We start from the raw sequence: 25,165 nt of genomic DNA, 5'->3' as shown, positions 1-25,165 counted from the left end.
GGGCGGGCCGTTCAGCCCACCGGATCCGGCGACCGCAGCCGGACACCGACGACGCACGTGTCGTCGTCGGTGTCCGAACCGCTGTGGGTGAGCAGCCGGTCCAGCCGCTGCTCCAGCGTGGCACCGCCCCGGCCCGCGAGCGCCACCAGCTGCTCCAGGCTGTCCTCCAGGGAGCGGTCCTTCCGCTCGATCAGCCCGTCCGTGTACAGCAGCAGCACATCGTCCTGTTCGAGCTGGATCTCGCCCTCCTCGTACTCCGTCTCCCCGATGGCGCCCAGCAGCAGCCCCCGCACCAGCGGGACCGTCTCCGCCCGCCCGCCGCGGATCAGCACCGGCGGCAGATGGCCCGCGCGGGCCCACCGCAGCACCCGGGTCTCCGTGTCGTACAGCGCGCAGATCGCGGTGGCGGTCACCTGGTCGGTCAGGTGGTGGGCGACGAGGTTGAGCCAGCCCAGCAGCTGGGCCGGGCCGGCGCCGGTCGTCGCCAGGCCGCGCAGCGCGTTGCGCAGCGCCACCATGCCCGTCGCCGCCTCGATACCGTGCCCGGCCACGTCCCCCACCGACAGCAGCACCCGCTTCGACGGCAGCACGATCGCGTCGTACCAGTCGCCGCCGACGAGACTGTCGTCCTCCGCCGGGCGGTAGCGCACCGCGATGTCCAGGTCCGGGGCGTCGATCGGACCGTGCGCGGGCGGCATGATGGCCTGCTGGAGCTGCCGGGCCAGCCGGTTGCGCTCGGCCGTCCGCTGCTCGCTGTACGCGAGCTGGTCGCGGGTGGCCGCCAGCGCCACCTCCGTCCAGTGCTGCGCCGAGATGTCCTGGAACGCGCCGCGCACCGCGACCAGTCGGCCGTCGGCGTCGAGGACCGGCTCGGCGACGACGCGGATGTGCCGTGTGATGCCGTCCGGCCGCTGGAGCCGGAAGGCCGTCGACGCGGGCCTGCGGTGGTGCAGGACCGTCCGCAGGAACCGGCCGATGGCCGCCGTGTCGTCCGGGTGGGCCAGACTGGCGAGCTGCTCCAGCGGGACCGCCGGCGCGGTCGCGGGCAGCCCGTGCAGCGAGAACAGCTGCTCGCTCCAGATGATCCGCCCGGTGGTGAGGTCCTCCTCGAACCCGCCGATCCTGCCCAGCCGCTGGGCATGCCGCAGCAGATGGGCCAGCCGGGCCGTCTCCCCGGCGAGCCGCCAGATCAGCAGCACCTCCCGGCCGTGCCGGCTGATGCTGACGTCCGCCGTGGTGGGCACCCGCACCTGCCCGACGATCGCCGTGAACGGCATGCCCTCGGCGCGGAACGGCTCACCCGTGGCGTGCACGTGCTCCACCTTGGCGAACAGCCCGTTCTCCTCCGCCGCCAGCGGATACGCCTCCAGCAGCAGGGCACCGGCGACCGCGCCGCGCGGCCGGCCGCCCGGATCGGTGAAGCGCGGATTGGCGTGCCGGATCCGGAAGTCCACCAGGCGGCCCCGCTCGTCCGACTCGGCGCGCAGCACCAGCGCCGGGTCGTACAGGCTGTCAGCCAGCTCGACGAGCTCCGGGCCGGGATCGGCCGGCACCGGCTCCGGACGGCCGGCGGGCAGCGTCTCCAGGGTGTGCGCGACGAGCTCGGCGAGCGCGTCGAACTGCCGCCGCACGGCGGGCAGGCGCTGGGCCGGGGCGCCCGGCCAGCAGATCTCCAGCACGCCGAGGATCCGCCCCTGCGTCTCGACCGGCAGCGCGACCCGGCCGCCGGCCGGCAGCAGCCGGTGGGCCACGGAGGGCAGCCCGGTGGCGGACAGGTCGTCGAACCACAGCTGGTCGCGGGCGGCCAGCGCCCGGCGGGCGGGCGTGGCCACCCCCGGCGGTACGTAGTGCCAGCGCACGGCCTCGTCGGCCGGAATGCCCGCGTACCCCGCCAGGCGCAGGGAACCGCCGGAACCGGACGCCCAGATGGCGACGGCGGTGGCGCCGAGCGGCGTCAGGGCGTGCTCCAGCAGCGCGCGGGCGACGGCCTGGGTGTCCCCGGCGGCGAGCGCGCCGCTCTCGGCGGTCCGCAGCCGCACGGCGACGGACGACCCGTCACCCGCCGGTTCCCGCGCGCCGTCGCCCACCCGGGCGAGGAAGTCCCGCGCCGCGTCGGAGAGCCGGTCCCGCGCCGCCTGGTTGACGATGTCGGCGGCGAGCTCCAGCGGGGGAACGCCGGCGGCGTCGGCCAGCTCGTCCAGCTGCCGGGCGGCCTGCACCGGGCTCAGCCGCAGCCGCTCCATCAGCACGCCCTTGGCCATCTCCAGCAGCGCCCGCCCGTCCGCCGCGGCGTGCGCGCGCAGCACCTCCTCGCGCAGCCGCGCCACGGTGGCGGCGAGCCGGCCGAGCCCGGAGGCGGGCGGATCGTCGCCGTCGGCGGACGCGCCCCGGCCACCGGGTCCGCCCGCGGGCGCGCCGGGGAGACCGGGAGTGGCCGGGCCGTCAGCGACGGCCGGGGGGCCGTCCACGCCGGAGCGCGGCACGGGCACCGGCCCGGCCGGAGCGGCGCCGCCGGGCGGCGACGGGACGCTTCCCGGGACCTCTCGCGGGAAGCCGTCCGGGGAACGGCCGTCCGCGGAGCCGCCGCCCACGCGGCCGCCCCCCGAGGGCCCGGCACTCGAAGAGCTACCGCCGGGGTGATCCTCGCGCAAGGAGGCGTCCCGCCGTCCCTCTTCCACTTACGACGCTCCTCGGTGACGGCACGAACGGCACGAACGGCACGGACGGCATGAACGGCACGGGCGGTGGACGGCGGGCGCCGGACCGGCGGTCACGGTGCCAGCCTGCGGCGGATGCGGCCGATCAGGTCGTCGGCGTCGACCGGCTTCGTGACGTAGTCGCTCGCCCCCGACGCCATGGTCTTCTCCTCGTCTCCCGGCATCGCCTTCGCCGTCACCGCGATGATCGGCAGGTCCGCGTACGCGGGCATGGCCCGGATGGCCGCCGTTGCCGTATACCCGTCCATCTCCGGCATCATCACGTCCATCAGCACGATGTCGACCTCGGGGTGCCCGGTGAGTGTCTCGATCCCGGCCCGCCCGTTCTCGGCGTGCAGCACGGTCATGCCCTGGAGTTCGAGCATGCCGGTGAGCGCGTAGAGGTTGCGGGCGTCGTCGTCGACGACGAGGGCCGTCCGCCCGGCCAGCACCGGATCCAGGTCCCGTCCCGGCGCCGACGCGGCGGCCGGGCGCGCCTCCCGGGCCGCGGGCAGCGGCGGCGGGACGTCGCCGGGCCGCTCGGCCGACAGGTGCAGCGCGATCCGCTGCCGCAGCTCGTCGAGGCTGGACAGCAGGTCCAGCGGCCGGCCGGCGAACCGCTCCCGGATCTCCCGCTCGCGCGGGGTGCCGACGCTCCGGCTGTTGTGCGCCAGGACGGGCATGGTGCGCAGCGCCGGGTCGGCGCCCATCGCCTCGACGAACCGCAGCACCTCCTCGTCGGGCATGTCGAGGTCGAGGACGACGCAGTGGCAGACCTCGGTGGCGAGCACGGTCGCCGCCTCCTGCGCGCCGACCGCGCTGATGATGTCGACCGTGTCGGGCGCCGTCGCGCCGGCGACGGGCGCGAGGCCGGCGCGGGCGCTCTCGGCGACCATCGACAGCAGCCCGCGCGGCTGCTGTTCGATGACGAGGAGGCGCCGCTGCCGGGGTACGGCCGGTGCGGACCGCCGATCGGTGTCCGCGGACTCGAGCTCGGGCTCGCCCTCGGCGGAGGGTGCCGTCTGCTCGTGGAAGTCCGGCCGGGCCACCGGCAGGTAGAGGGTGAACGTGCTGCCCTCGCCCGGTGTGCTGTGCGCGGTGATCGAGCCGCCGAGCAGGTACGCGATCTCCCGGCTGATCGACAGGCCGAGCCCGGTCCCGCCGTACTTGCGGCTGGTGGTGCCGTCCGCCTGCTGGAACGCGCCGAAGATGGCCTCCAGCTGGTGCTCGGCGATGCCGATGCCGGTGTCCCGTACCCGGAAGGCGAGCGCCGCGCCGTGCCGCCGTACGGCGGGCGGCAGTTCCGCGCCGGTGACGGGCTCGATGCTCAGCTCCACGTGCCCGGTCTCGGTGAACTTCACCGCGTTGGACAGCAGGTTGCGCAGCACCTGGCGGAGGCGCGAGTCGTCGGTCAGCAGGGCGACGGGCACGCCCGGCTCGGTCACCACGTCGAAGCCGAGCCCCTTCTGGCCGGTCATCGGCCGGAAGGTCGACTCCACGTAGGCGAGCAGCCGGTGCAGCGGCACCCACTCGGGGGAGATATCCATCTTCCCCGCCTCGACCTTCGACAGGTCGAGGATGTCGTTGATGAGCTGGAGCAGGTCGGAGCCGGCCGAGTGGATGATCTCGGCGTACTCGACCTGCTTGCCGGTGAGGTTGCCGCTCGGGTTCTGGGACAGCAGCTGCGCCAGGATCAGCAGGCTGTTGAGCGGGGTGCGCAGCTCGTGGCTCATGTTGGCCAGGAACTCCGACTTGTACTTGGAGGCGAGCGCGAGCTCCTGCGCGCGGGTCTCCAGCTCCTGGCGGGCCTGTTCGATCTCCAGGTTCTTGGTCTCGATGTCGCGGTTCTGCCGGGCGAGCAGCGCCGCCTTCTCCTCCAGCTCGGCGTTGGAGCGCCGCAACTCCTCCTGACCGACCTGGAGTTCCTCGGAGCGGGCCTGCAACTCCGCGGTCAGCCGCTGCGACTCATCCAGCAGTTCATCCGTACGAGCGTTGGCGATGATGGTGTTGACGTTGACGCCGATGGTCTCCCGCAGCTGCTCCAGGAAGTCCCGCTGCACGGGCGTGAAACGGTGGACGGAGGCCAGCTCGATGACGCCGAGCACCTGGTCCTCGACCACGATCGGCAGGACCACCAGGTGCGACGGCTCGATGAACCCGAACCCGGAGGGCACGGTGACCGATCCGGCGGGCAGGTCGTCCACCGCGATCGTCCGGCGCCCAGAGGCCGCCTGTCCGACGAGCGACTGCCCGAACGAGAACCGGGGCGCGTCGGCCCCCTCGCCGCCCTCGGGGCGCCCGTACGAGCCGATCATGCGCAGCGACGGGCCGGCCTCCGTCTCCTCGGCGAGGTAGAAGCCGCCGTACTGGGCGCCGACGAGCGGGGCCAGCTCCTCCATGATCAGCCGGGCGACGAGGGTGAGGTCGCGGTGGCCCTGCATCATCCCGGAGGTGCGGGCCAGATTGGATTTCAGCCAGTCCTGCTCCTGGTTGGCGCGGGTGGTCTCGCGCAGGGAGCGGACCATCGCGTTGATGTTGTCCTTGAGATCGGCGACCTCGCCGGACGCCTCGACGGTGATCGACCGGGTCAGGTCGCCCTCCGCGACGGCGCTGGTGACCTCGGCGATCGCCCGCACCTGGCGGGTGAGGTTCCCGGCCAGCTCGTTGACGTTCTCGGTGAGCCGCTTCCAGGTGCCCGAGACGCCCTCGACCTCGGCCTGGCCCCCCAGCCGGCCCTCGCTGCCGACCTCGCGGGCCACCCGGGTGACCTCGGCGGCGAACGACGAGAGCTGGTCGACCATCGTGTTGATGGTGGTCTTGAGTTCGAGGATCTCGCCGCGGGCGTCCACGTCGATCTTGCGGGTCAGGTCGCCGTTGGCGACGGCCGTGGTGACCTGCGCGATGTTGCGGACCTGCCCGGTGAGGTTGTTGGCCATCGAGTTGACGTTGTCGGTGAGGTCCTTCCAGGTGCCCGCGACGTTGGGCACCCGCGCCTGGCCGCCGAGCATCCCCTCGGTGCCCACCTCGCGGGCCACCCGGGTCACTTCGTCGGCGAAGGCGGACAGCGTGTCGACCATCCGGTTGATCACGTCGGCGAGCGCGGCGACCTCGCCCTTCGCCTCCACCGTGATCTTCTGCGACAGGTCGCCGCGCGCCACCGCCGCCGCCACCTGGGCGATCGAACGGACCTGCCCGGTGAGGTTGGACGCCATCACGTTGACGTTGTCGGTCAGGTCCTTCCACGTGCCCGAGACCCCGCGCACGGTCGCCTGGCCGCCGAGGTTCCCCTCGGTGCCCACCTCGCGGGCGACGCGGGTCACCTCGTCGGCGAACGAGGAGAGCTGGTCGACCATCGTGTTGATGGTCTCCTTGAGCTCCTGGATCTCCCCGCGCGCCCCGACGTTGATCTTCTGCGAGAGGTCGCCCTTGGCCACCGCCGTGGTGACCTGCGCGATCGACCGCACCTGCGCCGTGAGGTTGTCGGCCATCACGTTGACCGACTCGGTGAGGTTCTTCCAGGTCCCGGAGATGCCCTCGACGTCGGCCTGCCCGCCGAGCCGCCCCTCCGTGCCCACCTCGCGGGCGACGCGGGTGACCTCGTCGGCGAAGGCCGAGAGCTGGTCGACCATGGCGTTGATGGTGTTCTTGAGGGCGAGGATCTCGCCGCGCGCGTCGACCGTGATCTTCTGCGAGAGGTCGCCCTTGGCCACGGCCGTGGTGACCTGGGCGATGTTGCGGACCTGGGCGGTGAGGTTGCCGGCCATGAAGTTGACCGAATCGGTCAGATCCCGCCACACCCCGCCCACGCCGGGCACCTGCGCCTGCCCGCCGAGCCGGCCCTCGCTGCCCACCTCGCGGGCGACGCGGGTGACTTCGTCGGCGAAGGCGGAGAGCTGGTCGACCATCGTGTTGACGGTGTTCTTCAGCTCCAGGATCTCGCCCTGCGCCGCCACGTCGATCTTCTGCGACAGGTCGCCCTTGGCCACCGCGGTGGCCACCTGCGCGATGTCGCGGACCTGCGTGGTGAGGTTCCCCGCCATCGCGTTCACCGAGTCGGTGAGGTCCTTCCAGGTGCCCGAGACCCCCGGCACCCGCGCCTGCCCGCCGAGCCGGCCCTCGCTGCCCACCTCGCGGGCGACCCGGGTCACCTCGGAGGTGAACAGGGACAGCTGGTCCGTCATCCCGTTGAAGACGGTCGCTATTTCGCCGAGCAGCCCGTCGGCGTCCTCCGGCAGCCGGATGCCGAAGTCGCCGTCGCGCACCGCCGTCAGCCCGGCGAGCAGCTGCCGCAGCTCCGCCTCGCCGACGTCGGGACCTTGGCCGTCGTCCCGCCTGCGGCCCGGTACCGCGGTCGCCGCCGCGCCGGCCGTGGACTCGCCCATCTCGCCTCTCCCACCCGCCGGCGCGCCAAGGGGCGGCACACGGGACGTGCCTCCCGTGCCGCCCGATGTCGGCCGTTCGCCCGTCGCCCGGCTCGTCGTTCCGCTTCGTCGCTCCGTACAGCGGCTGTACGGCCGTGGGGAAGGATACTCGGACCGCGTCGAACGCGGTCGGCCCGCGGTTCTTCCTGTGGACGACCTGGCGGCCCCTCCTGTGGAAAAGCGGCTTCCGCTACCGTCGCCGCCCGGCCGGAGCGGTGCCGAGGACCGCGCGCAACAGGCGGGCGCCCCACGTGCCGTGGGGCGGCGGGCCCACCGGCACGGCGGGCACGCGCCGGTCCGCCCGCACCCGCCCGCCGAGATCCCGCAGCACGCCCGGCGGGCACACGGCGCGCAACCGGGGGAACAGCCGCTCCTCTTCCTCCAGGACGTGCAGGCTCACCTCTTCGACGAGGGACACCAGCGAACGGGTGAACAGCGGGTCCTCCGGACCCCGGTCCGCCACCTCCCGCAGGATGCCGTCGATCCGGCCGTGGTCCGCGAGCTCCCGCTCCACCCACGCGGAGCCGTCGGCCACGTACCGGCGCACCGCGGGGTGGAGGTGCCGCTCCTCGGCCTCCGTGTGCCGCGTGAGCCGGGCGGTGACGTCGTCGGCGAGGCCCTTGCGCTCGGGGCTGCCGGGCGCCGCCGCCCGGATGCCGTCGAACAGCGCGTCGATCGCCCGGTGGTCGGCGGTCAGTTCGCCGATGAGGTCGGGACGTTCCGGCACCTTGCTCCCTCCAGAGGGCGGATGATCCGCCCTTCTCCTTCCCGGCCGCCGGCCCGCCCGATCGGACGGCGCGCTCCAAGGGCCCACTTGGGCCAGCGCGCCCGGCCCGCCACCGGCTTGCGGCATACGGAGGGCCCTGGCCCCGCCCGGCCGTGTCGCCCGCCGCGTTCCGGCGGCCGGCCGTCCATGCTCCGGGTACCCGGGTGGACGAACGAGGAGCGGCGCGTGCTGGTGCGGAAGCGGAAGGCGAGGATCGAGGCGCGGGCGCGTGAGGCGGCCGTCATGGGCTACGTGGCGCTCGACCGCCGGGCTCCGGTCTCGGAGGCGGGGCGGCAGCTGCTCCGCAAGGCGTTCCCGGACCACTGGTCCTTCCTCCTCGGCGAGCTCGCGCTGTACTCCTTCGTGGTCCTGGTGGTCACGGGCAGCTATCTGACGCTGTTCTTCAGCCCGAGCATGACCGAGGGCGTGTACGACGGCTCGTACGGCCCGCTGCGCGGCCTCCTGGTGAGCGACGCCTACGCCTCGACGCTGCACATCAGCTTCGACGTGCGCGGCGGACTGCTGATCCGTCAGACGCACCACTGGGCGGCCCTCGTCTTCGTCGCCGCCCTCGGGGTGCACCTGCTGCGCGTCTTCTTCACCGGCGCGTTCCGCCGCCCCAGGGAGCTCAACTGGGTCGTCGGCGTCACCCTGTTCCTGCTGTCCCTGCTGGAGGGGTTCTGCGGGTACTCGCTGCCCGACGACCTGCTGTCGGGCACCGGGATGCGGACCGCGTACACGATCGTGACGTCGATCCCCGTGGCCGGCACCTACCTGGGCTTCCTCCTGTGGGGCGGCTCCTACCCCGGGCACTCGATCATCCACCGGCTCTACGCCGTGCACGTGTACTTCGTCCCGCTGGCCCTGATGGCGCTGGTCGGGCTGCACCTGGTGATGGTGGTCTACCTCAAGCACACCCACTGGTCCGGGCGGGGCAGGACCAACCGGAACGTCGTCGGACAGCCGATGGTCCCGCAGTTCGTCACCAAGTCCGCCGGCCTGTGCCTGATGGTGTTCGGGGTGCTCGCGGTGCTCGGCGGCGTCGCCCAGATCAACCCGGTGTGGGACTTCGGCCCCTACCGCACGGACCAGGTGTCGACCGACGCCCAGCCCGACTGGTACGTCGGCTTCCTGGAGGGCGCCCTGCGGCTGATGCCGCCGTGGGAGAACGCCCTGGCCGGGCACACGATCATGTGGAACGTCGTCGTCCCGGCGGTGCTGCTGCCCGCCCTGCTGTTCCTGGTGCTCTACCTGTACCCCTTCTTCGAACGGTGGGTCACCGGCGACCTGACGGAGCACCACGTGTGCGACCGGCCCCGGGACCGCCCGGTGCGGACGGCCCTGGGCGTGGCCGCCCTCGTCTGCTACGCGGTGCTGCTGGCCGCGGGCGGCAACGACGTGACCGCGTCCGTCTTCCGGGTCTCGGTGGAGACCCTGACCTGGATCTTCCGGGTGGCGCTGGTCGCCGGCCCGGTGCTCGCCTTCATGGTGACCAAGCGGGCCTGCCTCGCCCTGCAGGCCCACGACCGGCGGCTGCTGGAGGAGGGCGAGGAGTCCGGCGTCGTCGGCCAGAACGCGTCCGGCGGCCTCGGCGAACGGCACCGGCCGCTCGACGCCGCGCACCGCTACAAGCTGCTGGTACGGGACGTCCCGCCGCCCCTGGCCCGCCCGGCGGAGGGGGCGCCCCGGCGGGAGCGGCTGCGGGCGGCGCTGAACGCCTGGTACTACCGCGACCGGGTCGACATGCCGGCGACGGACGAACAGCGCCTGCAGATCACCGGACGGACCCGGGGTCCCCTGCCCGAGACGGAGGAGTGAGGGCCCGCCGTACAGGCGCCGTTCACACCTCCACGTCGGTGAACTGGAACACCATCCCGAGCAGACCCGCCAGCATGACCCCGCAGCCGATGAGGAACAGCCACAGCCCGTAGACGATCCCGACGCCCATCAGCGCCATGCCGACGGCCGTGACCGGCGGGTAGGCGCTGTGCGGCGGGAAGAAGTCGACGGTGCCCGCGCGCTCCCGCACCTCCGCCCCGGGCACGTCCTCCGGGCGCCGGCCCTTGCGCCGGTAGTTCATCGCGCAGAAGAACGCGATGACGCTCGACATCAGCAGGGAGACGGTCAGCGCGGCGGTACCCGCGGGCTCCCGCGCCCACCAGGTGTAGAGGGCGTCGGTGAACAGGAAGAACACCGCGACACCCGCGAAGAGGATCGCCTCGGACTTCATGAGCGCTGCTCTCCCAGCGGATCGGGGGTCGGTTCCACGGCCGCGCCCGCCCCGCGGCGGACCTCGCGCGCCTCCGGGTGGTGCAGGTCGAAGGCGGGGGAGTCGGAGCGGATGCGGGGCAGCGCGTCGAAGTTGTGGCGCGGCGGCGGACAGGACGTCGCCCACTCCAGCGACCGCCCGTACCCCCACGGATCGTCGGTCTCCACCCGCTCTCCGTACCGGGCCGTCTTCCAGACGTTGTAGAGGAACGGCAGCGTCGACCCGCCCAGCAGGAACGCGCCGATCGACGAGACGGTGTTGAGGGTCGTGAAGCCGTCGGCGGCCAGGTAGTCCGCGTAACGGCGGGGCATGCCCGCCTCGCCCAGCCAGTGCTGCACCAGGAACGTGAGCTGGAAGCCGACGAACAGCGTCCAGAAGTGCACCTTGCCCAGCCGCTCGTCCAGCATCCGGCCCGTCATCTTGGGCCACCAGAAGTAGAAGCCGCCGAACATGGCGAAGACGATCGTCCCGAACAGGACGTAGTGCAGATGGGCGACGACGAAGTACGAGTCCGTGAGATGGAAGTCGAGCGGCGGCGAGGCGACCATCACCCCGCTCAGCCCGCCCAGCAGGAAGGTGACGAGGAAACCGACCGCCCACACCATCGGCGTCTCGAACGAGATGCTGCCCCGCCACATCGTGCCGATCCAGTTGAAGAACTTGATGCCCGTCGGCACCGCGATCAGGAACGACATCAGCGAGAAGAACGGCAGCAGGACCGCGCCCGTGGCGAACATGTGGTGCGCCCACACGACCGCCGAGAGCATCGTGATGGAGATCGTCGCGCCGACCATCCCGACGTAGCCGAAGACCGGCTTCCGGCTGAACACCGGGATGATCTCGGTCACCACGCCGAAGAACGGCAGGGCGACGATGTACACCTCCGGATGCCCGAAGAACCAGAACAGGTGCTGCCACAGCAGCGAACCGCCGGTGGCCGGGTCGTAGACGCGCGCCCCGAACTTCCGGTCCGCCTCCAGGGCGAGCAGCGCCGCCGTCAGCACCGGGAACGCCAGCAGCACCAGGATGGAGGTGAAGAGCACGTTCCAGGTGAAGATCGGCATGCGGAACATCGTCAGACCCGGCGCCCGGAGGCAGATGATCGTGGCGATGAAGTTGACGGCCCCCAGCGTCGTGCTCAGCCCCGACAGCACCAGCCCCATGGCCCACAGGTCGCCGCCCGCACCGGGGGAGTGGACCGCACGGCTCAGCGGGGTGTACGCGAACCAGCCGAAGGACGCCGCCCCGCCCGGCACCACCAGCCCGGACACCACGACGAGCCCGCCGAACAGGAACAGCCAGTACGTCAGGGCGTTGAGCCGGGGGAACGCCACGTCCGGGGCGCCGATCTGCAACGGCATGATGGCGTTGGCGAAACCTGTGAACGTCGGCGTCGCGAAGAGCAGCATCATGACGGTGCCGTGGATCGTGAACAGCTGGTTGTACTGCGTGGTGCTGACGATCTGCAGCCCCGGGCGCGCCAGCTCCGCGCGCATCAGCATGGCCAGCACCCCGCCGACCAGGAAGAAGCCGAACGAGGTGACCAGGTACATAGTGCCGATCGTCTTGTGATCGGTGGTGGTCACGTAGTCCCTGAGGCGCTTCCCCGTCCGCACACGGGGGTTCTCGGAGACCGGCACCGGCCGGCCGGACCGCTGGTCGTCCACGTGCGTCATAGGGCCTCCGGGGCACGGGGGAAGTACGCGAGCCGGGCGGAAACCGGCGCCTGCGGTGTAGCCGGGGCGAACACGTCCGAAACCTCGGCAGTGGCATCCGGCGCCCTCCGTCGCCCCTCGCCGCCCTCCGCCGGTTTGCCCCGCGCGCCCGGCGGTTAGGCAATCACCGGCGCTCCGTGCGGCGCCGCACGGCCCGGCGGGCCACCGCGGCCGCACGAGCGGGGGAGCACGACGGCCGAAGAGTGGCGATGACCGGTACCGCACCAGAGCACACCCCTGACGGAGGGAACCTCGCGCCCCAGCCGCTGCGCCAGTACGCGCTGCTGGCCGACGGCGAGCGCGGCGTCATCGTGGGCCCCCGCGGCGAGTACGCCTGGATGTGCGCCCCCCGCTGGGACTCGGACGCGGTCTTCTCCACCCTCGTCGGCGGCACCGGCGTCTACCTGGTCACCCCCGTGGGGCGGTGCGTGTGGGGCGGTTACTACGAGGAGGGGACGCTCATCTGGCGCAGCCGCTGGGTCACCGACGACGGCATCGTCGAGTGCCGGGAGGCCCTCGCCTTCCCCGGCGACCCCCACCACGCCGTCCTCCTCCGGCGGATCATGCCCTGCCGGCACCCCGCCCGGCTGTCCGTCGCCCTCGAACCGTGCGCGGCCTTCGGCCGGTACCCGCTGCGCGGCTTCTCCCGCCGCGCCCCCGGAGTGTGGGCCGGACACGCCGGCGACCTCGCCGTGCGCTGGTCCGGCCGCCTCCCCGAGCCTCGGCCGGCCGGTGACGGGGACCGGCGGCTGGTCACGGAGCTGAGAGTGGAGGCCGGCGAGTGCCTCGACCTCGTCCTGGAGATCGGCGACCGGCCGCTGCCCGACCGCCCGCCGGACCCCGACGCCCTGTGGCGGGCCACCGAGGACGCCTGGCACGCCGCCGTCCCGCCGCTCGACGGCACCGTCGCCCGGACCGACGCCCGCCGCGCGTACACCGTCCTGCGCGGGCTGACCGGCTCGTCCGGCGGCATGGTGGCCTCGGCCACCACCAGCCTCCCCGAACGCGCCGAGGAGGGCCGCAACTACGACTACCGCTACGTGTGGATCCGCGACCAGTGCTACGCGGGCCAGGCCGTCGCCGCCGCCGGGGACACGGCCCTGCTCGACGACGCCGTCCGGTTCGTCACCGCCCGCCTGCACGACGACGGCCCCCGGATGGCCCCCGCCTACACCATGGACGGGCACGTCATCCCCGACGAACGCGAACTCGACCTCCCGGGCTACCCCGGCGGCTTCGACCGCGTCGGCAACAAGGTCAGCGGGCAGTTCCAGCTCGACGCCTTCGGCGAGGCCCTGCTCCTGCTGGGCACCGCCGCACGCCACGACCGGCTGGACGCCCACGGCTGGCGGGCCGCCGAGATCGCCGCCGGCACCATCGCCCGCCGCCGCGACGAACCCGACGCCGGCGTATGGGAACTGCGCCCCCGCCGCTGGGCACACAGCCGGCTGGCGTGCGCGGCGGGCCTGCGGTGCGCCGCCGGCGTCGCCCCCGGCGGCCAGGCCGCCGAGTGGAGCGCCCTCGCCGACCGCCTGGTGGCGGACACCGCCGCCCACTGCCTCCACCCGTCCGGCCGCTGGCAGCGCTCACCCGAGGACCCCGGCCTGGACGGCGCCCTGCTCCTGCCCCCGCTGCGCGGCGCCATCCCCGCCGACGACCCCCGCACCCTCGCCACGCTCCGCGCCTACGTCGCCGAACTCACCGAGGACCACTACGCCTACCGCTTCCGCCACGGCAAGCAGCCGCTGGAGAAGGCCGAAGGAGCCTTCCTCCTCTGCGGTTTCATCACCGCCCTGGCCGAACACCAGCAGGGCCGCGAGGTATCCGCCTTCCGCTGGTTCGAACGCAACCGCGCCGCCTGCGGCCCCGCCGGGCTCTACTCGGAGGAGTACGACGTGGCGCAGCACCAGCTGCGGGGGAACCTGCCGCAGGCGTTCGTCCACGCCCTGATGCTGGAGTGCGCGGCGCGGCTTGCGGGGCCTTGGGCGGGCGGCTGAGCCGCCATGGATGTGATGAGGCTCACGTTCATTGGGGGCGGGCTCCGGCAAACGGCCCACGCTGCGCCGGGGTTGGGGCGATACGCAGGGAAAACGGGCGGGGGAGCGGCCCCCACGCTTGCTGGTGCAATTTGCTGTTTTTGCATGATGCACGTGCAGCGACTCCCTGAAGGATGACGTTGATCGGAGCGAGCGGATTTGTGGTGGACCTGACACGGGATCCTGATGTCGATGACGCTGTCTGTTGCGGTCGAATTCGATCCTGAACAGGCTGCGATGATGCTGAACTCAATCCCGACGGAGAGATTTCGGGCAATGCGCCCGGAGAGTATTGACGGGTGATACGCCCCAACCACTTTGCGTGTGCCGAGCATTTGCATGAGCCGGTGGTGTTGCGGCCGGAGTGGCGCGCGTTGTGAACGGCCGGCGCTAAGGTGGCTCTGTGGCGGTGGCAGCGGCTGCCAAATGGACGAGGCGGCCACGGGATTCCGGCCCGTAGCCGCCTCACATGAACCAATTCACGCTGATGAGAGAGGAAATTGGTCATGGGTGAAAGCCGACAGCGCGAAGGAGCGCCCTCGACCTCCGGTTTAAGTATGCCTGCCTCCGAGGCGGAGGGAATGCGTCCGCGAGGAGGTGAAATCCGGGTACGTGCCAAGAGGTTGCTCCTCTGGCTCTTGATCGCAGCGGCCGCCATGGTCGATTGCCCCCTCGTCGAGGCCGTGCTGCAGGTGCTGGGGAGCGCTCCGGCGCCGGCTCGTGAGTGGGTGGTCGTCCTCAGCTGGGGCCGCCGGCACTGAGTGAGCACGGTGGGCGGCGGACGGCCGTCGCCCACCGCCATCCGTTCCACTGACACGTCCACCCTCATCCCCACCCACCCCCCGAACGGGGTCTGTCCCGCACCACCGAGCCGCCCTACGATGGGCGGCTTCTTGTCATGTTCGGACCGCAACCGAAGGGGGCAGCGTGGTCCGCGGAGAGAAAGAGCAAGATTCCGACATCGACCCAAACGTACCGAGCGTGGCACGCATGTACGACTGGTTATTAGGGGGGATCGAGAACTACCAATCGGATCGCACAGCTTGCTCCGAACTACTCAAAATCGCACCAAGTTCCCGCGAAATCGCCCTCCACAACCGGGCCTTCCTCCGCCGTGTCGTCGGCATCCTGGTCCGCGAGTACGGAGTGGAGCAGTTCCTCGACCACGGGTCGGGGCTCCCCACCCAGGACAACGTGCACCAGGTGGCCCAGCGGATCGACCCCGACTGCCGCGTCGTCTACGTCGACAACGACCCGATCGTCCTGGCCCACGGCCGCACCACGCTGGACGAGAACCGCAACACGGCGGTCGTCTCCGCCGACATGCGGCACACGGACAAGATCTTCGAGCATCAGGCCGTCCGCGACCTCATCAAGCCCGGCCGCCGCACGGCGGCCCTGTTCGTCTCCGTTCTGCACTGTCTGCCCGACACCGATGACGCAGGGGACCCCCGCGCGGTTGTCCGCCGCACCGCGGAACGTCTGAGGGAACTCGGGCCCGGCAACCTCATGGTGATCTGCCAGCTCGTCAGCGACGACCCCGCCATCCGCCGTCAAGTCACCGAGCTCATGGCGCGCAGCACCGGCGACAGGTGGGGCAGGGTGCGGGAAAAGGACGAAGTCCGCGCTTACTTCGACGGCTTCGACATCCTGGAGCCCGGGCTGGTCGACGTCATCGACTGGCGGGCCGACCCGGCGGCACCACTGCCGGCCAAACGCCCCGAAGAATGGGTCGAATGGGGCGGAGTGGCGCGCCTTCCCGCCCTGTAGCGCCTAGTTGAGCTTGGTGATCGCCTCTTCGAGGAGTGCCTCGCTCTCCACCCGGTTGGTGGCATATCGACTCAGCCGGTTCAGGATGTGCCGGTACTGGTCGATCTCCCTTGGGCGGGTCAAGTACTGGGCGCTGTTGAGGTGCTCCAGATAGACCAGCTCGGGGGGGCCACCGTCGTCGAAGTAGAGATGGGTCACAGACGACAACGGCACGGCATCGGCGCCTCGCCGAAACGGGATCACGCGGATGTTGATGCCCTCTTGGCGCCCGATGTCGATCAAGTATTGAAGCTGTTCCCGCATCACCTCGGGGCTGCCCACGAGCCGGTGCAGGACCGCTTCTTCCAGCAGCGCGACCACTCTGGGACGGCCGGCGCGGAACGCCGCCCTGCGGCCCTGGCGCAGTGCCACCCGCCGCTCGATGGCCGTTTCACCCGCCCCGTGTAGAGCGGAGCTGATCAGCACCCTTGTGTAGGCAGGCGTCTGCAGGAGACCGGGGACGACATGTGTCTCGTACGTGTAGATCCTCGCCGCCTGGCCCTCCAGGCTGATCAGCCGGCGCAGGAAGTGAGGAGTGACGTCCGTGTACTGCTGCCACCACTCCTCGTTGCGCGTCTGCTGCAGCAACTCCTCGATCATGCGCAGCCGTTCCGCCGGAACCCGGTAGAAGTGGACGAGGTCCCACACGTCCCGCTCCTTCGGCGGGCTCTCGCCGCGTTCCAGTCGGCTGACCTTGGAGACCGACCCCCGGATGACGGGGGCGACGTCCTTCAGGCCCAAGCCGCGCTCCTGGCGCATCCTGCGGAGTTCGTCGCCCAGGAGCCGGGTGGAGCCCGACTGCTTCTGGTCGCCTCGCCGACCGGTGACGGAAGCAGCCTGCTGTGGTTGAGGCTTGGGAACGGCAGACATCCACTCTCCCCTGCGCGACCGACAGATGCCGGACCCAGCATGGAGGGTGGATGCCTGCCGTTCTACCCATGGCCTATGGTTCCGGCCTCAGTCGACCAGGCCGTCGAACTCGCAACGCTTGGCGCCCCGGAGGAAGGCGACCATTTCGTCCCGTGTGTAGACGAGGGCCGCCCCGTCGGGGAAGCGGGAGTTGCGCACCGCCACCTCCCCGCCGGGCAGCCGCGTCAGCTCCACGCAGTTGCCCTCGCCGATGCTGTCGCTGCTCTTGACCCACTGCGCGTCCGCGAGGGCGCTCGCCGGCATGCCGTTGCTGAAGATCATATGGATGACCTCTCCCTTGCGTTTCTGACCTGCGGGTTGTCTTCCTGCAAGATCGCCATTTCCCATATGCAATTGCATGGGAAGGGGTGATGAGAATGCTAGGCAGTGCGGAGCGCTCCGTGGTGTCCCCCGAAAGTGTGTGGTTGAAAAACGTGTGATGAGTGCTGTGCCGCCGTTGCGCTGGGGTGCCCCCTGAGGCCACCGAGCAGCGGCCGACCGGCCGGTTGCGCAGGGGGCTGTCCATGCCGACCACCTCGCCCATCACGCGCCCCGTGACGGTGAGCGTGGCCGGAGGCGATCAGGAGCCGCTCTCCGTGGGCAGTCCCTGTGTGAAGCGATCCACCTGGTGATCACCGGCGAGATCGTCCACCCGTTCCCGTCACACGTCACCCGTTACTGGTCCATGGTGTCCCACGTGCGCTTCATCCCCCTCCCTGACATGGGGACCATTCCCTTCGCCCTGGTGTGGCGGAGGGACGCCGAGAACGAACTCGTCCGGGCCCTGGCCCAGACCGTCCGCGATCTCGGCACCGTCCGTTTTTGAGGACACCCGCAGCGAACTCGCGGACAGCCCCCGGCTGTAAGCGGGTCCGCGACGACGCGGGGCGCGTCGTCCGCTCACGGGCCCGCAGGCAGCGGGTCGGCCAGGAGGACCAGGTTGTCGGCGTACCGGTGGCGCCGGCGGTCGTACTCTCCCGCGCAGGTGATCAGGGCCAGCCGGGCGCGGCCGGTGTCGGTGAACCACCCGGCCGGCACCGCGCTCTTGGGGTAGGAGCGGCGTTCGGTGACGAGGTAGGGGTGTGAGCGCCCGTCGGCGCTGGTGAGGGTGGCGCGGGTGCCGAGGGGGATGTCGCGCAGGGCCGCGAAGGCGCCCGGTCCGTTTTCCAGGGTGTCGACGTGCCCGGCCAGCAGGACGGTGCCCTCGCGGGCCCCGGGCCTGGCGCCCAGGGGCCACCAGCCCACGGTGTCGGACGGCCGGGGCAGCTCCAGCGCGCCGTCGGCGCCGGCGGCCACCGGCACCACCACGGCGTGGAGGTGCCCCGGCACCTCCACGGCCACCGGCGGCGAGGAGGCGTACGCCTCGGGTGCCGCCGCCTGGTGGCCGGTCGGGCGGACGGTGCCGGGGACGCTGCCCGAGGGGAACGCTCCCGGCACCAGAGCCAGGGTGAGGGCGCCCGTGAGGCAGAGCGCCACGCGTCCCGTCAGGCCGGCCATGGTGGTCGTCGGGCGTTCCGGTCAGCGGGGGCCGGGTGTGGTCCGGGCGCGCCGACGGCGTGCGCCCCAGGTGAGCGCTCCCGTCAGGAGGAGCCCGCCCAGCGCCGCCGTGCCCACGGTGGCGGGTTCGACGCCACCGGAGTCCGTACCGGCGGCCATGCCGCCGTCACCGGCGGGGACGGAGTGCGACGGGCCCTGGCCGTGGCAGGTGCCGCCGCTGACCCGGTCCAGGTGCATGGCCACCACCGGGCGTGCCGCCTTCGCCGCCGCGGTGATCTCGGCGTTCCGGCCGGAGGCGACCTGGCCGTCGATCAGGGCCAGGGTCTTGCGGTGGTTCTCGTCCTGGGCCGACAGCCAGGCACTGTCGTAGTCCTTGGTGCCGGCCTTGGCGCGGACGGAGGCCAGCTGCTGCTTCTGTTCGGTGGACGGTCCGGCCGGCAGGGGGACGTTCAGCTTCCTCGCCAGTTGTTCGGCGTCGCCGTCGAGCTTGGTGTGGTCACGCACCAGCATCCGGCCGACATCCTTCACGCAAGCGCCGACCGCGTTGGTCCGTGCGTCGTTGCCGGCCTCGATCTCCGCGAGGTTGCCCTGGTGCACGGTCTTGAGGAAGGCGCCGTCCGTCACCGCGCCGTCGGTCGTACCGCCGCCGTCGCCGTCGGCGACGGCCGGGGCGTACGCCGCGAGGGACGCGCATATCACCGTGCCGGCGGCCACGACGGCCATTCGCTGTCGGTTCCTCATGGGAGCTCCTTTCACCTGCGGCGGCCGGACACGGCAGATCCGTGCCGCCGCCGCGGGACGCGCCACCCAAGGGGCGGGGGCGTCGTCGACCACTCCCGAGTGCCATCACCGAGCGTGGGCAAACGCTGACCCGGCGGAAAGGACCCGATCGGCTCAGTACGGTCATTCCTACGGCCCTCCCTCGCGAGCACCGTCGCCTCCGGCGCCTCGGGCGGCGCCGGCCTTCGGCACGAGCCGTCGGCGCGCTCGCCGCCGTGCTGCCCCCCGGCGCGTGAGCCGCCCGGGCCGCTCACGCGCCTCCGGCAGACCCCGCCTCGGGCCCGTCACCACCGCCGAGCGGTGTCGCACGTCGAGGTGACGGCAGAGTGGCTCCGGCCGGTCGGGGGAAAAAGGGGTCGAACGACTGGGGAGGTGTGTGCAGTGGACGGCGGACGATTCGGGCTGGACGAGGTGCTGCGCGCGGCGGAGGAGGCCGCGCCGGTGGAGTCGGTGGACGTGGTCGCCCGGAACCTGGAGAAGCGGTTCGGCGCGCGCGTGGTGTCCTTCCTCTTCGTCGACCTGGTCGGCAGGGAAATGGTCAGGCTGCCGCGGGCCGGTGAGCCGCTCAGGGACGGTGGACCGGAGCGCTGTGCGTTGCGCGGCAGCGTGTACGAGCGGGTGCTGCGCGACCAGCGCCTTCATGAGGAGGCGGACGGCGAGGGCGGGGTCTGCCTCATCGCGCCGGTCACGAACCGGGGGGGACTGCCTCGGTGTCCTGGAGTTGTCGCTGTCCTGCGTGGACGACGAGGTGCGGGAGCAGGTGGCGCAGGCCGCCCACGCGCTGGCGTACATCGTGGTCACCGACCGGCGCTTCACCGACCTGTACCACTGGGGCAGACGGACGACCCGGACCAGCCTGGCCGCGGAGATCCAGCACCAGTTGCTGCCGTCGGCGCCCTGCTGCGAGGCGGCCCAGTTCACCCTGGCCGGCGGGCTGGTACCGGCCGACGACATCGGCGGCGACACCTACGACTACGCCCTCGACCGCGACACCCTGCACCTGTCGATAACCGACGCCATGGGCCACGACACCGACTCGGCGCTGCTGGCCACCCTCACCGTCAACGCACTGCGCGGCGCGCGCCGCGTCGGAAGCGGCATCACCGAACAGGCGTGGGCCGCGCACGAGGCCGTGCACTCCTACGGCCGGGGCATGACCACCGGCCAGTTGCTGCGCATCAGCCTGGACACAGGCGTCTGCCGGCTGGTCAACGCCGGTCATCCCTGGCCGCTGCGGCTGCGGCAAGGCCGGGCGGAAGAGGTGCCGCTGAAGGTCAACCTGCCGTTCGGCATCCACGCCCCGGTCCGGTACGAGGCCCAGGAGCTGGAGTTGCTGCCCGGCGACCGTCTGGTGCTGCTGACCGACGGCATGCAGGAGCGCGGCGCCGGCGCCGTGGACCTGCCCGCTCTCCTCCGCGCCACCCGCGAAGAGCACCCCCGCGAGGTGGTACGGACCCTGGCCGAGGCGGTACGCGACGCCTGCGAAGGCCGTATGCCCGACGACGCGACCACGCTGGTACTGGACTGGCACGGCACCGACTCCTGGGAACGCGCCACCGACGGCGGGCCGAACGCGTTCGGCCACTCGTCCCCGGCTGTCGGCGGCATCGGTTGAACGCGGCAACACCCGCATGGCTGACGGTGCGTCAGGTAGCCGGCAGCGGTCGGCATGAGCCCTGTCAAACCCTGGGAACGCTGCTCGGACACGCGACTCGTTGTAGCGTGGGGAAACCGCCTGACGATCCCGACCAGCCGGTTTCGGCCCAGTCCTTCCACCCGAAGATCGCGGGAGCCCGGCTCTACGCGGACTCCCCCGAGGAGACCCTCCGGTCCGTGGGGCTGTGACGCCCGGGCCTCGCCCGGAAGACGCGATGCCACGGCGGCGGGCCGTGCCCCCTATGGGGCGGCCCGCCGCAGTGGCGGTCCGGCGGTCCGGGCGAAGCCCGGCGGCTCGCGTCCACGCCCCGGCCATGACCTCCGCCGCTCACTGAGCGTTTCGTCCTCTGGTTCGTGTTTGGTTCCAGCGGGTCATGTGGCGCGTTCCGTGCGCCGTCGGTGGCGGTCCTCAGCGACGTAGGGAGCGCCATGACAGTGCCCGAGGTGGCGCCCCTGGCGGGAGCTCCTCGGCCATGCGGGAAGGGAAAGCCGTGCCCGGAACCTTCTTCGAAGCCACCGGCATCGCCACTGTCGTCGGCGGGCACACCGCCCCTCCACACCCGCAGCCCCCGCGGCAACACCCAGTGGCCGGCCACCGGCACCTTCGTCCACCGCAACCACCGAAGGCCCAACCAACTGGCCCTCTCCTTCCCCCGCCTGCTGCGCACCGAAGGACACGACCTCCACGTCACCGACCTGGACGCCGTCGTCGGCACGCCGATCCTGGACCTCGCGCCGTTCTTCCCCCAGATGGGGCCCCGCGGGCCGGTCACCACGCCCGCATGGCCCTCCGAGATGCTCCGTCACTACTGGCACACCTCGGAGACGCGCTGATCGCGCCCCACGCCCGCAACCGTCGCGGATCCTGTCCGCATGCCGACGGCCCGCGCAGCGCGGTCGCTGTGGGGCGCGGGGTATGGCTACTCGGCTCGGCAGCCGGGCGCGCTCGTCTCCATGTCGGCCTTGCCGGTGCCGAACGGCCTGCTCGATCAGCCGGGTGTCGCCCGTGCCTTGGCTGTGTTCTGCCGCACGATCACTCGTTCGTCGTCGCCCGGAGACCGGCCCGGTAGGCCGGGAACGGCGCGGCCGGCGGCGGCGACGAACGAGTGGCAGGCGGTGACCAGGATCAGGGACTTCACCGTCCGATCGATGTGCCGAAGGGCGGGTGCTACCGGTCTGGTGCGCTCGAAGTCCTCGCGGGCCGGCCGGTGCCGCTTGTTCGGCGCGTGGCTGACCTGGGCACGAGCGGATTCGTCGCTTATCGCCCGGGGCGCGACGCCCGGCCGGCGCAGCCGGCTGAGTCGACTGGGCTGATAGCCACGACCAGTTGAAAGGCAGGGCACCCAACTGCAGGCCGTGCAACGGCCGGAAACCGGGCAGGGCGGTCCGCCTGCAGTGTCCCGTGTCGGGAGCGGGGAGCCTGGCTGTTCAGTCCGCGCGGCGGAGTTCGACGATGTGCCGCGCACCGTAGAAGTCCGTGGTGTTCTGGTGCAGCCGCAGCGGGATGTCGGTTCCCTGACGGGGGGTCCGCCGCTGAGAGGATGAATTCCACGTTGCGCTGGTGGTTGTAGCCGCCGAGGTGCCCCTTCTTCGAGACACCGGGCTCTGGCACCTGGTAGTCGAATTCCCCGCCTTCCTCGGGTGTCGATTCGGCCTGCGAGACGAAGTTGACGCAACGGTTGCGGAGGTCAGAGCGGTACTCGACTACCTTGCTGTACCCGCGGCCGTGTACTTGCGTGGAGCCGGACGTCAGCCGGAACGTCGTCTCCACCTTGGTGGTGTTGCCGTCCATGAAGAAGCGCGCGGTCATGTCCCAGGTGCCGCTGTCCAAGTAGGCACCGATCTGCGCGAACGCATCCCCGATCCTGCCCTCGAACGTGGGCCTCATGACGCCCGTGGACGGTTCCCGCTTGTACGTCCCTTGGTAGGTGCCGAGGTAGGACTCGCGCTTGGTGCCGCAGACTCCCGGCTCAGCGGTGGGCGTCGTCTGCCCACTGCCGGTCTGCTCCCCGGTCTTCCCCGGGGCAGCCCCGCCTGGGATGGCCTTGCCCTGGGCGTCGACGGGCTCGACGTGCCAGAGCGCATAGGCGCGGTTCTTCTGGTCCTCGTCCTTCTCTCCCTGCTCCAGTTCCATGCCCGGATCCGGGTTGAAGTCCCGGATGCGCAGCCAGTGCCCGCTGCGGCGGTTGCACAGCGCGTAGAGCCCGGAGCCTTCCTCGGTGATGCGCCAGGTCGGGCTGTCCAGTTCTTCGGGCTGGTCCCCGTTCCACAGTTCCGCGTACGCGTCGCGCGAGACGTTGAGCTCGTTACCCTTGATGTAAAGACGCAGCCCGCTGTGCACGTTGACCAGAAAGCAGTCACCCTCCTTGGCGTCCTTGCCGGTACGGGCCGGCAGCCGCCACACCTGGCTCTCCCGCTCGCCCTCGCGTAGCAGGGACCACTGCTCGACGATGGTCGCGGGCTGCGCCGCCCTCCCTTTGGTGCCGGCGTAGAGGTTGGCCGCGAAGTTCTTGAGCAGGTACGTGCCTTCGGCGGGGATGCCCACAGACGCCTCCTGGAGTCGGACCCTCGACCGTGCTCTTCCGGGCTGCCCCTGCCGTAGACCCCACATGCTGGCGCGCTCCGGACAGTCTCGGCCAACCGGGAGACTACGGCTGCCCGGCCTGCGCGACGGCCCGGACGAGGCCGATCGGCTCGGTTCCGTCACCACGTGATCACCACATGAATTGACCGCCGTCGACAATCAGCCTTTGGCCTGTCATGTAGGCACTCCCCGGACCGATCAAGAACTCCAAAGCCTCCGCGAGGTCCTCGCAGTCGCCGATCCTCCGCTGTGGAATCTCGGCGAGCACCCGCTCGTGGGCTTCTTCATTGTCGAGGTTGAGCCGCTCGACGACCTCTTCCGTCTCGATCACCCCGGGAATCAGGCAGTTCACACGGACCTTGGGAGCGAACTCAAGCGCCAGACACTTGGTCAGCTGGAGCAGTCCGGCCTTGCTGGCACAGTAGTTGGCGCCATTGACCCGCGGCCGGATCCCTGTGGTCGCGCCGATGTTGACGATAACTGCCCCGGCATCTGCCGCCAGCATCGCGGGAGCAACGGCCCTCGTCAGGTAGAAGACTCCGGACAGGTTGCTGTCGATCACGCGGTGCCAGTCGTCGTGGGTCATTTCCAGGAAGGGTCGGTCCACATTGACCCCCGCGTTGTTGATCAGCACCGCCGGCGCACCGTGAGTGGAGAGGATCTCCGCGGCCGAGGCTGCAACGGCGGCACCGTCGGCTAGGTCGGTACGCACGGTCCGAAACGCCGGGCCCAGCTCCTTTGCCGCGTGCTCCGCCGCCGCGTCGTCGCGGCGATACAGGGCGACAACGCTGTAGCCCAATCGCACCAGGCGACGGCTAAACGCCAGCCCGATACCGCGAGTACCACCCGAGACGATCGCGGTTCGCTGATGTGTCATCCGGGCCCGCCGCTGGCATGGATGAGGTCCCGGATCGCCACAAGACCTCTGGTGATGCGCTCCTCTGACTCGCTTCCCACGGATATCCGGATGAACCGGTTGCACGACTCGCCGTACCCGATGCCGGGCACCACACTGACAGCGCTCTCCCGGAGGAGTTTGGCGGCGAACTCACTGGACGTCAGCCGTGATCCGCTGATCGAGGCGAAGAGGTAGAACGTGGCGGATCCGGGAAGTGCCGGTATTCCGTGCGCGGCCAACTGCCCGGCCGCGCGGTTGCGCAGCCCGACGATCTGTTGGATCTGGGGCCGGGTGATGTTCAGTAACTGGTCGAACTTCCCCGCCAGGTAGGTGGAGAGGATCGTGGGCGCACAGGTCACCAGGTGCTGCTGGATCTTGAGCAATTCATCCACCAGGCGCCGATGTGCCAGGAGATAGCCGATGCGCCATCCGGATATCCCATAATTCTTAGACATCGAGTTGACGGTGACGGTGTGTTCCATGTCCGGATCGAGGGAACTGGCCGACACGAAATCGGTACTGTCCGGAACAAACTCGTTATAGGCTTCGTCGACCAGGAGCAGCAAGCCGTGCTTGACCGCCATGGAGTGGAGGAATTCCAGTTCAGCGCGAGAGTAGACGCGTCCGGTGGGATTGTTCGGGTTGTTGATGATGACGACCCGACTCCGACTGGTGACATAACGCTCGAGGTCAAAAACCGAGACCTTGTGGGAGATCATCACGGGTGTGCCTTTGCACAGACGGACCTGCGCGGGATAGCTCAACCAAAAGGGCTCCGGGATGATCGCCTCGTCGCCGGGCTCGAGTACCGCGAGCAGCGCCATGTAGATCGCTGCTTTGGATCCTGCGGTGATGACTACCTCATGGTCGGGGTCCACCGCGACCTCGAACCGGATCTCGTAGTACTTGGCCAGGAGCTGCCTGAGTTCCGGCAGGCCACGGGAGTGCGAGTAATGGTGCAGGTCCGTCCCAATAAAGCCTTCGAAGGTCGGAATGGGAATGTCGAAGAAGGCCTCCCCGAGTGAGAGGGTGATGATGTCCTGGCCGGCCTCCTTCATCTCGTACACGAGGTTGTTGTATTGGATCGATAGGGCCTGTCCAAGTTCTGTCACGAGCGGCGAGACGTGCA

Annotated in this window: 19 protein-coding genes and 1 pseudogene; 7 read left to right on the top strand and 13 right to left on the bottom strand. The window is 71.0% G+C overall.

The genetic code is table 11. From position 1 onward, the window contains the following. Positions 1-11: 11 nt before the first annotated feature. From K7I03_RS03605 to K7I03_RS03595, 3 genes are all read right to left on the bottom strand, one after another. Positions 12-2,483, bottom strand: coding sequence for a SpoIIE family protein phosphatase (locus tag K7I03_RS03605; protein ID WP_398858464.1), 2,472 nt, complete (start codon positions 2,481-2,483; stop codon positions 12-14). A 287-nt stretch (positions 2,484-2,770) separates the two neighbouring features. Then, positions 2,771-7,078, bottom strand: a complete 4,308-nt coding sequence (locus K7I03_RS03600) for a HAMP domain-containing protein (protein ID WP_224346850.1) — start codon at positions 7,076-7,078, stop codon at positions 2,771-2,773. Between the two features lie 229 nt (positions 7,079-7,307). Further along, positions 7,308-7,844 (bottom strand): hemerythrin domain-containing protein, encoded by a 537-nt coding sequence (locus K7I03_RS03595; protein ID WP_185941987.1) that lies wholly within the window; start codon positions 7,842-7,844, stop codon positions 7,308-7,310. A gap of 225 nt (positions 7,845-8,069) precedes the next feature. On the opposite strand from K7I03_RS03595, the gene qcrB reads away from it, so the two are divergent. Continuing rightward, on the top strand, positions 8,070-9,701 hold the full coding sequence (gene qcrB, locus K7I03_RS03590; RefSeq protein WP_185941986.1) for a cytochrome bc1 complex cytochrome b subunit: 1,632 nt from the start codon (positions 8,070-8,072) through the stop codon (positions 9,699-9,701). Positions 9,702-9,723: 22 nt separating this feature from the next. Here the strand turns inward: qcrB and ctaF are convergent, their stop codons facing one another. Beyond that, positions 9,724-10,113 (bottom strand): aa3-type cytochrome oxidase subunit IV, encoded by a 390-nt coding sequence (gene ctaF / locus K7I03_RS03585; protein WP_185941985.1) that lies wholly within the window; start codon positions 10,111-10,113, stop codon positions 9,724-9,726. Then, a complete protein-coding gene (gene ctaD, locus K7I03_RS03580) occupies positions 10,110-11,828 on the bottom strand; it encodes an aa3-type cytochrome oxidase subunit I (RefSeq protein ID WP_185941984.1) in 1,719 nt (572 codons plus the stop codon). The genes ctaF and ctaD overlap by 4 nt, the downstream gene beginning before the upstream one ends. Positions 11,829-12,076: 248 nt before the next feature. Between ctaD and K7I03_RS03575 the strand changes: the two genes are divergently transcribed. The 3 genes from K7I03_RS03575 (at position 12,077) to K7I03_RS03570 (ending at position 15,673) form a co-directional block, all read left to right on the top strand. Continuing rightward, a complete protein-coding gene (locus K7I03_RS03575) occupies positions 12,077-13,864 on the top strand; it encodes a glycoside hydrolase family 15 protein (protein ID WP_185941983.1) in 1,788 nt (595 codons plus the stop codon). A 677-nt stretch (positions 13,865-14,541) separates the two neighbouring features. Continuing rightward, on the top strand, positions 14,542-14,664 hold the full coding sequence (locus K7I03_RS33725) for a hypothetical protein (RefSeq protein ID WP_260630145.1): 123 nt from the start codon (positions 14,542-14,544) through the stop codon (positions 14,662-14,664). 166 nt (positions 14,665-14,830) lie between these two features. Beyond that, positions 14,831-15,673: an SAM-dependent methyltransferase gene (locus K7I03_RS03570; protein ID WP_185941982.1), complete on the top strand. Its 843-nt coding sequence runs from the start codon at positions 14,831-14,833 to the stop codon at positions 15,671-15,673. 3 nt (positions 15,674-15,676) lie between these two features. On the opposite strand, the gene K7I03_RS03565 is transcribed toward K7I03_RS03570, so the two are convergent. The 4 genes from K7I03_RS03565 to K7I03_RS03545 form a co-directional block, all read right to left on the bottom strand. Next, complete coding sequence (locus K7I03_RS03565) at positions 15,677-16,582, bottom strand: helix-turn-helix domain-containing protein (RefSeq protein ID WP_185941981.1); 906 nt, start codon at positions 16,580-16,582, stop codon at positions 15,677-15,679. Positions 16,583-16,669: 87 nt separating this feature from the next. Next, on the bottom strand, positions 16,670-16,903 hold the full coding sequence (locus tag K7I03_RS03560) for a DUF397 domain-containing protein (protein ID WP_185941980.1): 234 nt from the start codon (positions 16,901-16,903) through the stop codon (positions 16,670-16,672). A gap of 618 nt (positions 16,904-17,521) precedes the next feature. After that, positions 17,522-18,118, bottom strand: a complete 597-nt coding sequence (locus K7I03_RS33720) for a class F sortase (protein WP_185941979.1) — start codon at positions 18,116-18,118, stop codon at positions 17,522-17,524. Between the two features lie 21 nt (positions 18,119-18,139). Next, positions 18,140-18,859 (bottom strand): DUF4142 domain-containing protein, encoded by a 720-nt coding sequence (locus K7I03_RS03545; protein ID WP_224346849.1) that lies wholly within the window; start codon positions 18,857-18,859, stop codon positions 18,140-18,142. A gap of 420 nt (positions 18,860-19,279) precedes the next feature. On the opposite strand from K7I03_RS03545, the pseudogene K7I03_RS03540 reads away from it, so the two are divergent. The 3 genes and pseudogenes from K7I03_RS03540 to K7I03_RS03535 all read left to right on the top strand — a co-directional run bounded on the left by K7I03_RS03540 (position 19,280) and on the right by K7I03_RS03535 (position 21,388). Continuing rightward, positions 19,280-20,513 (top strand): annotated as a pseudogene (locus tag K7I03_RS03540) (PP2C family protein-serine/threonine phosphatase). 107 nt (positions 20,514-20,620) lie between these two features. Continuing rightward, a complete protein-coding gene (locus tag K7I03_RS33715; RefSeq protein ID WP_260630144.1) occupies positions 20,621-20,743 on the top strand; it encodes a hypothetical protein in 123 nt (40 codons plus the stop codon). A gap of 240 nt (positions 20,744-20,983) precedes the next feature. Then, positions 20,984-21,388, top strand: a complete 405-nt coding sequence (locus K7I03_RS03535; RefSeq protein ID WP_185941977.1) for a TrmO family methyltransferase domain-containing protein — start codon at positions 20,984-20,986, stop codon at positions 21,386-21,388. A 155-nt stretch (positions 21,389-21,543) separates the two neighbouring features. Here the strand turns inward: K7I03_RS03535 and K7I03_RS03530 are convergent, their stop codons facing one another. The 4 genes from K7I03_RS03530 to K7I03_RS03515 all read right to left on the bottom strand — a co-directional run bounded on the left by K7I03_RS03530 (position 21,544) and on the right by K7I03_RS03515 (position 25,094). Next, a complete protein-coding gene (locus K7I03_RS03530) occupies positions 21,544-21,897 on the bottom strand; it encodes a DUF6192 family protein (protein ID WP_313772147.1) in 354 nt (117 codons plus the stop codon). Further along, positions 21,813-23,099 carry an RICIN domain-containing protein gene (locus tag K7I03_RS03525; protein ID WP_185941975.1) on the bottom strand — a complete coding sequence of 429 codons (1,287 nt, stop codon included), beginning with the start codon at positions 23,097-23,099 and terminating at the stop codon, positions 21,813-21,815. Before K7I03_RS03525 ends, K7I03_RS03530 begins: the two co-directional genes overlap by 85 nt. Positions 23,100-23,268: 169 nt before the next feature. After that, a complete protein-coding gene (locus K7I03_RS03520; RefSeq protein ID WP_185941974.1) occupies positions 23,269-24,015 on the bottom strand; it encodes an SDR family NAD(P)-dependent oxidoreductase in 747 nt (248 codons plus the stop codon). Then, positions 24,012-25,094, bottom strand: coding sequence for a pyridoxal phosphate-dependent aminotransferase (locus K7I03_RS03515; protein ID WP_224347378.1), 1,083 nt, complete (start codon positions 25,092-25,094; stop codon positions 24,012-24,014). The genes K7I03_RS03520 and K7I03_RS03515 overlap by 4 nt, the downstream gene beginning before the upstream one ends. Between the last annotated feature and the right edge of the window lie 71 nt (positions 25,095-25,165).

The sequence above is a fragment of the Streptomyces mobaraensis genome (assembly GCF_020099395.1).
Taxonomy (GTDB): domain Bacteria; phylum Actinomycetota; class Actinomycetes; order Streptomycetales; family Streptomycetaceae; genus Streptomyces.
Note: the sequence above shows the minus strand (reverse complement) of the source record. Positions and strands in the feature narration are given on the sequence as shown.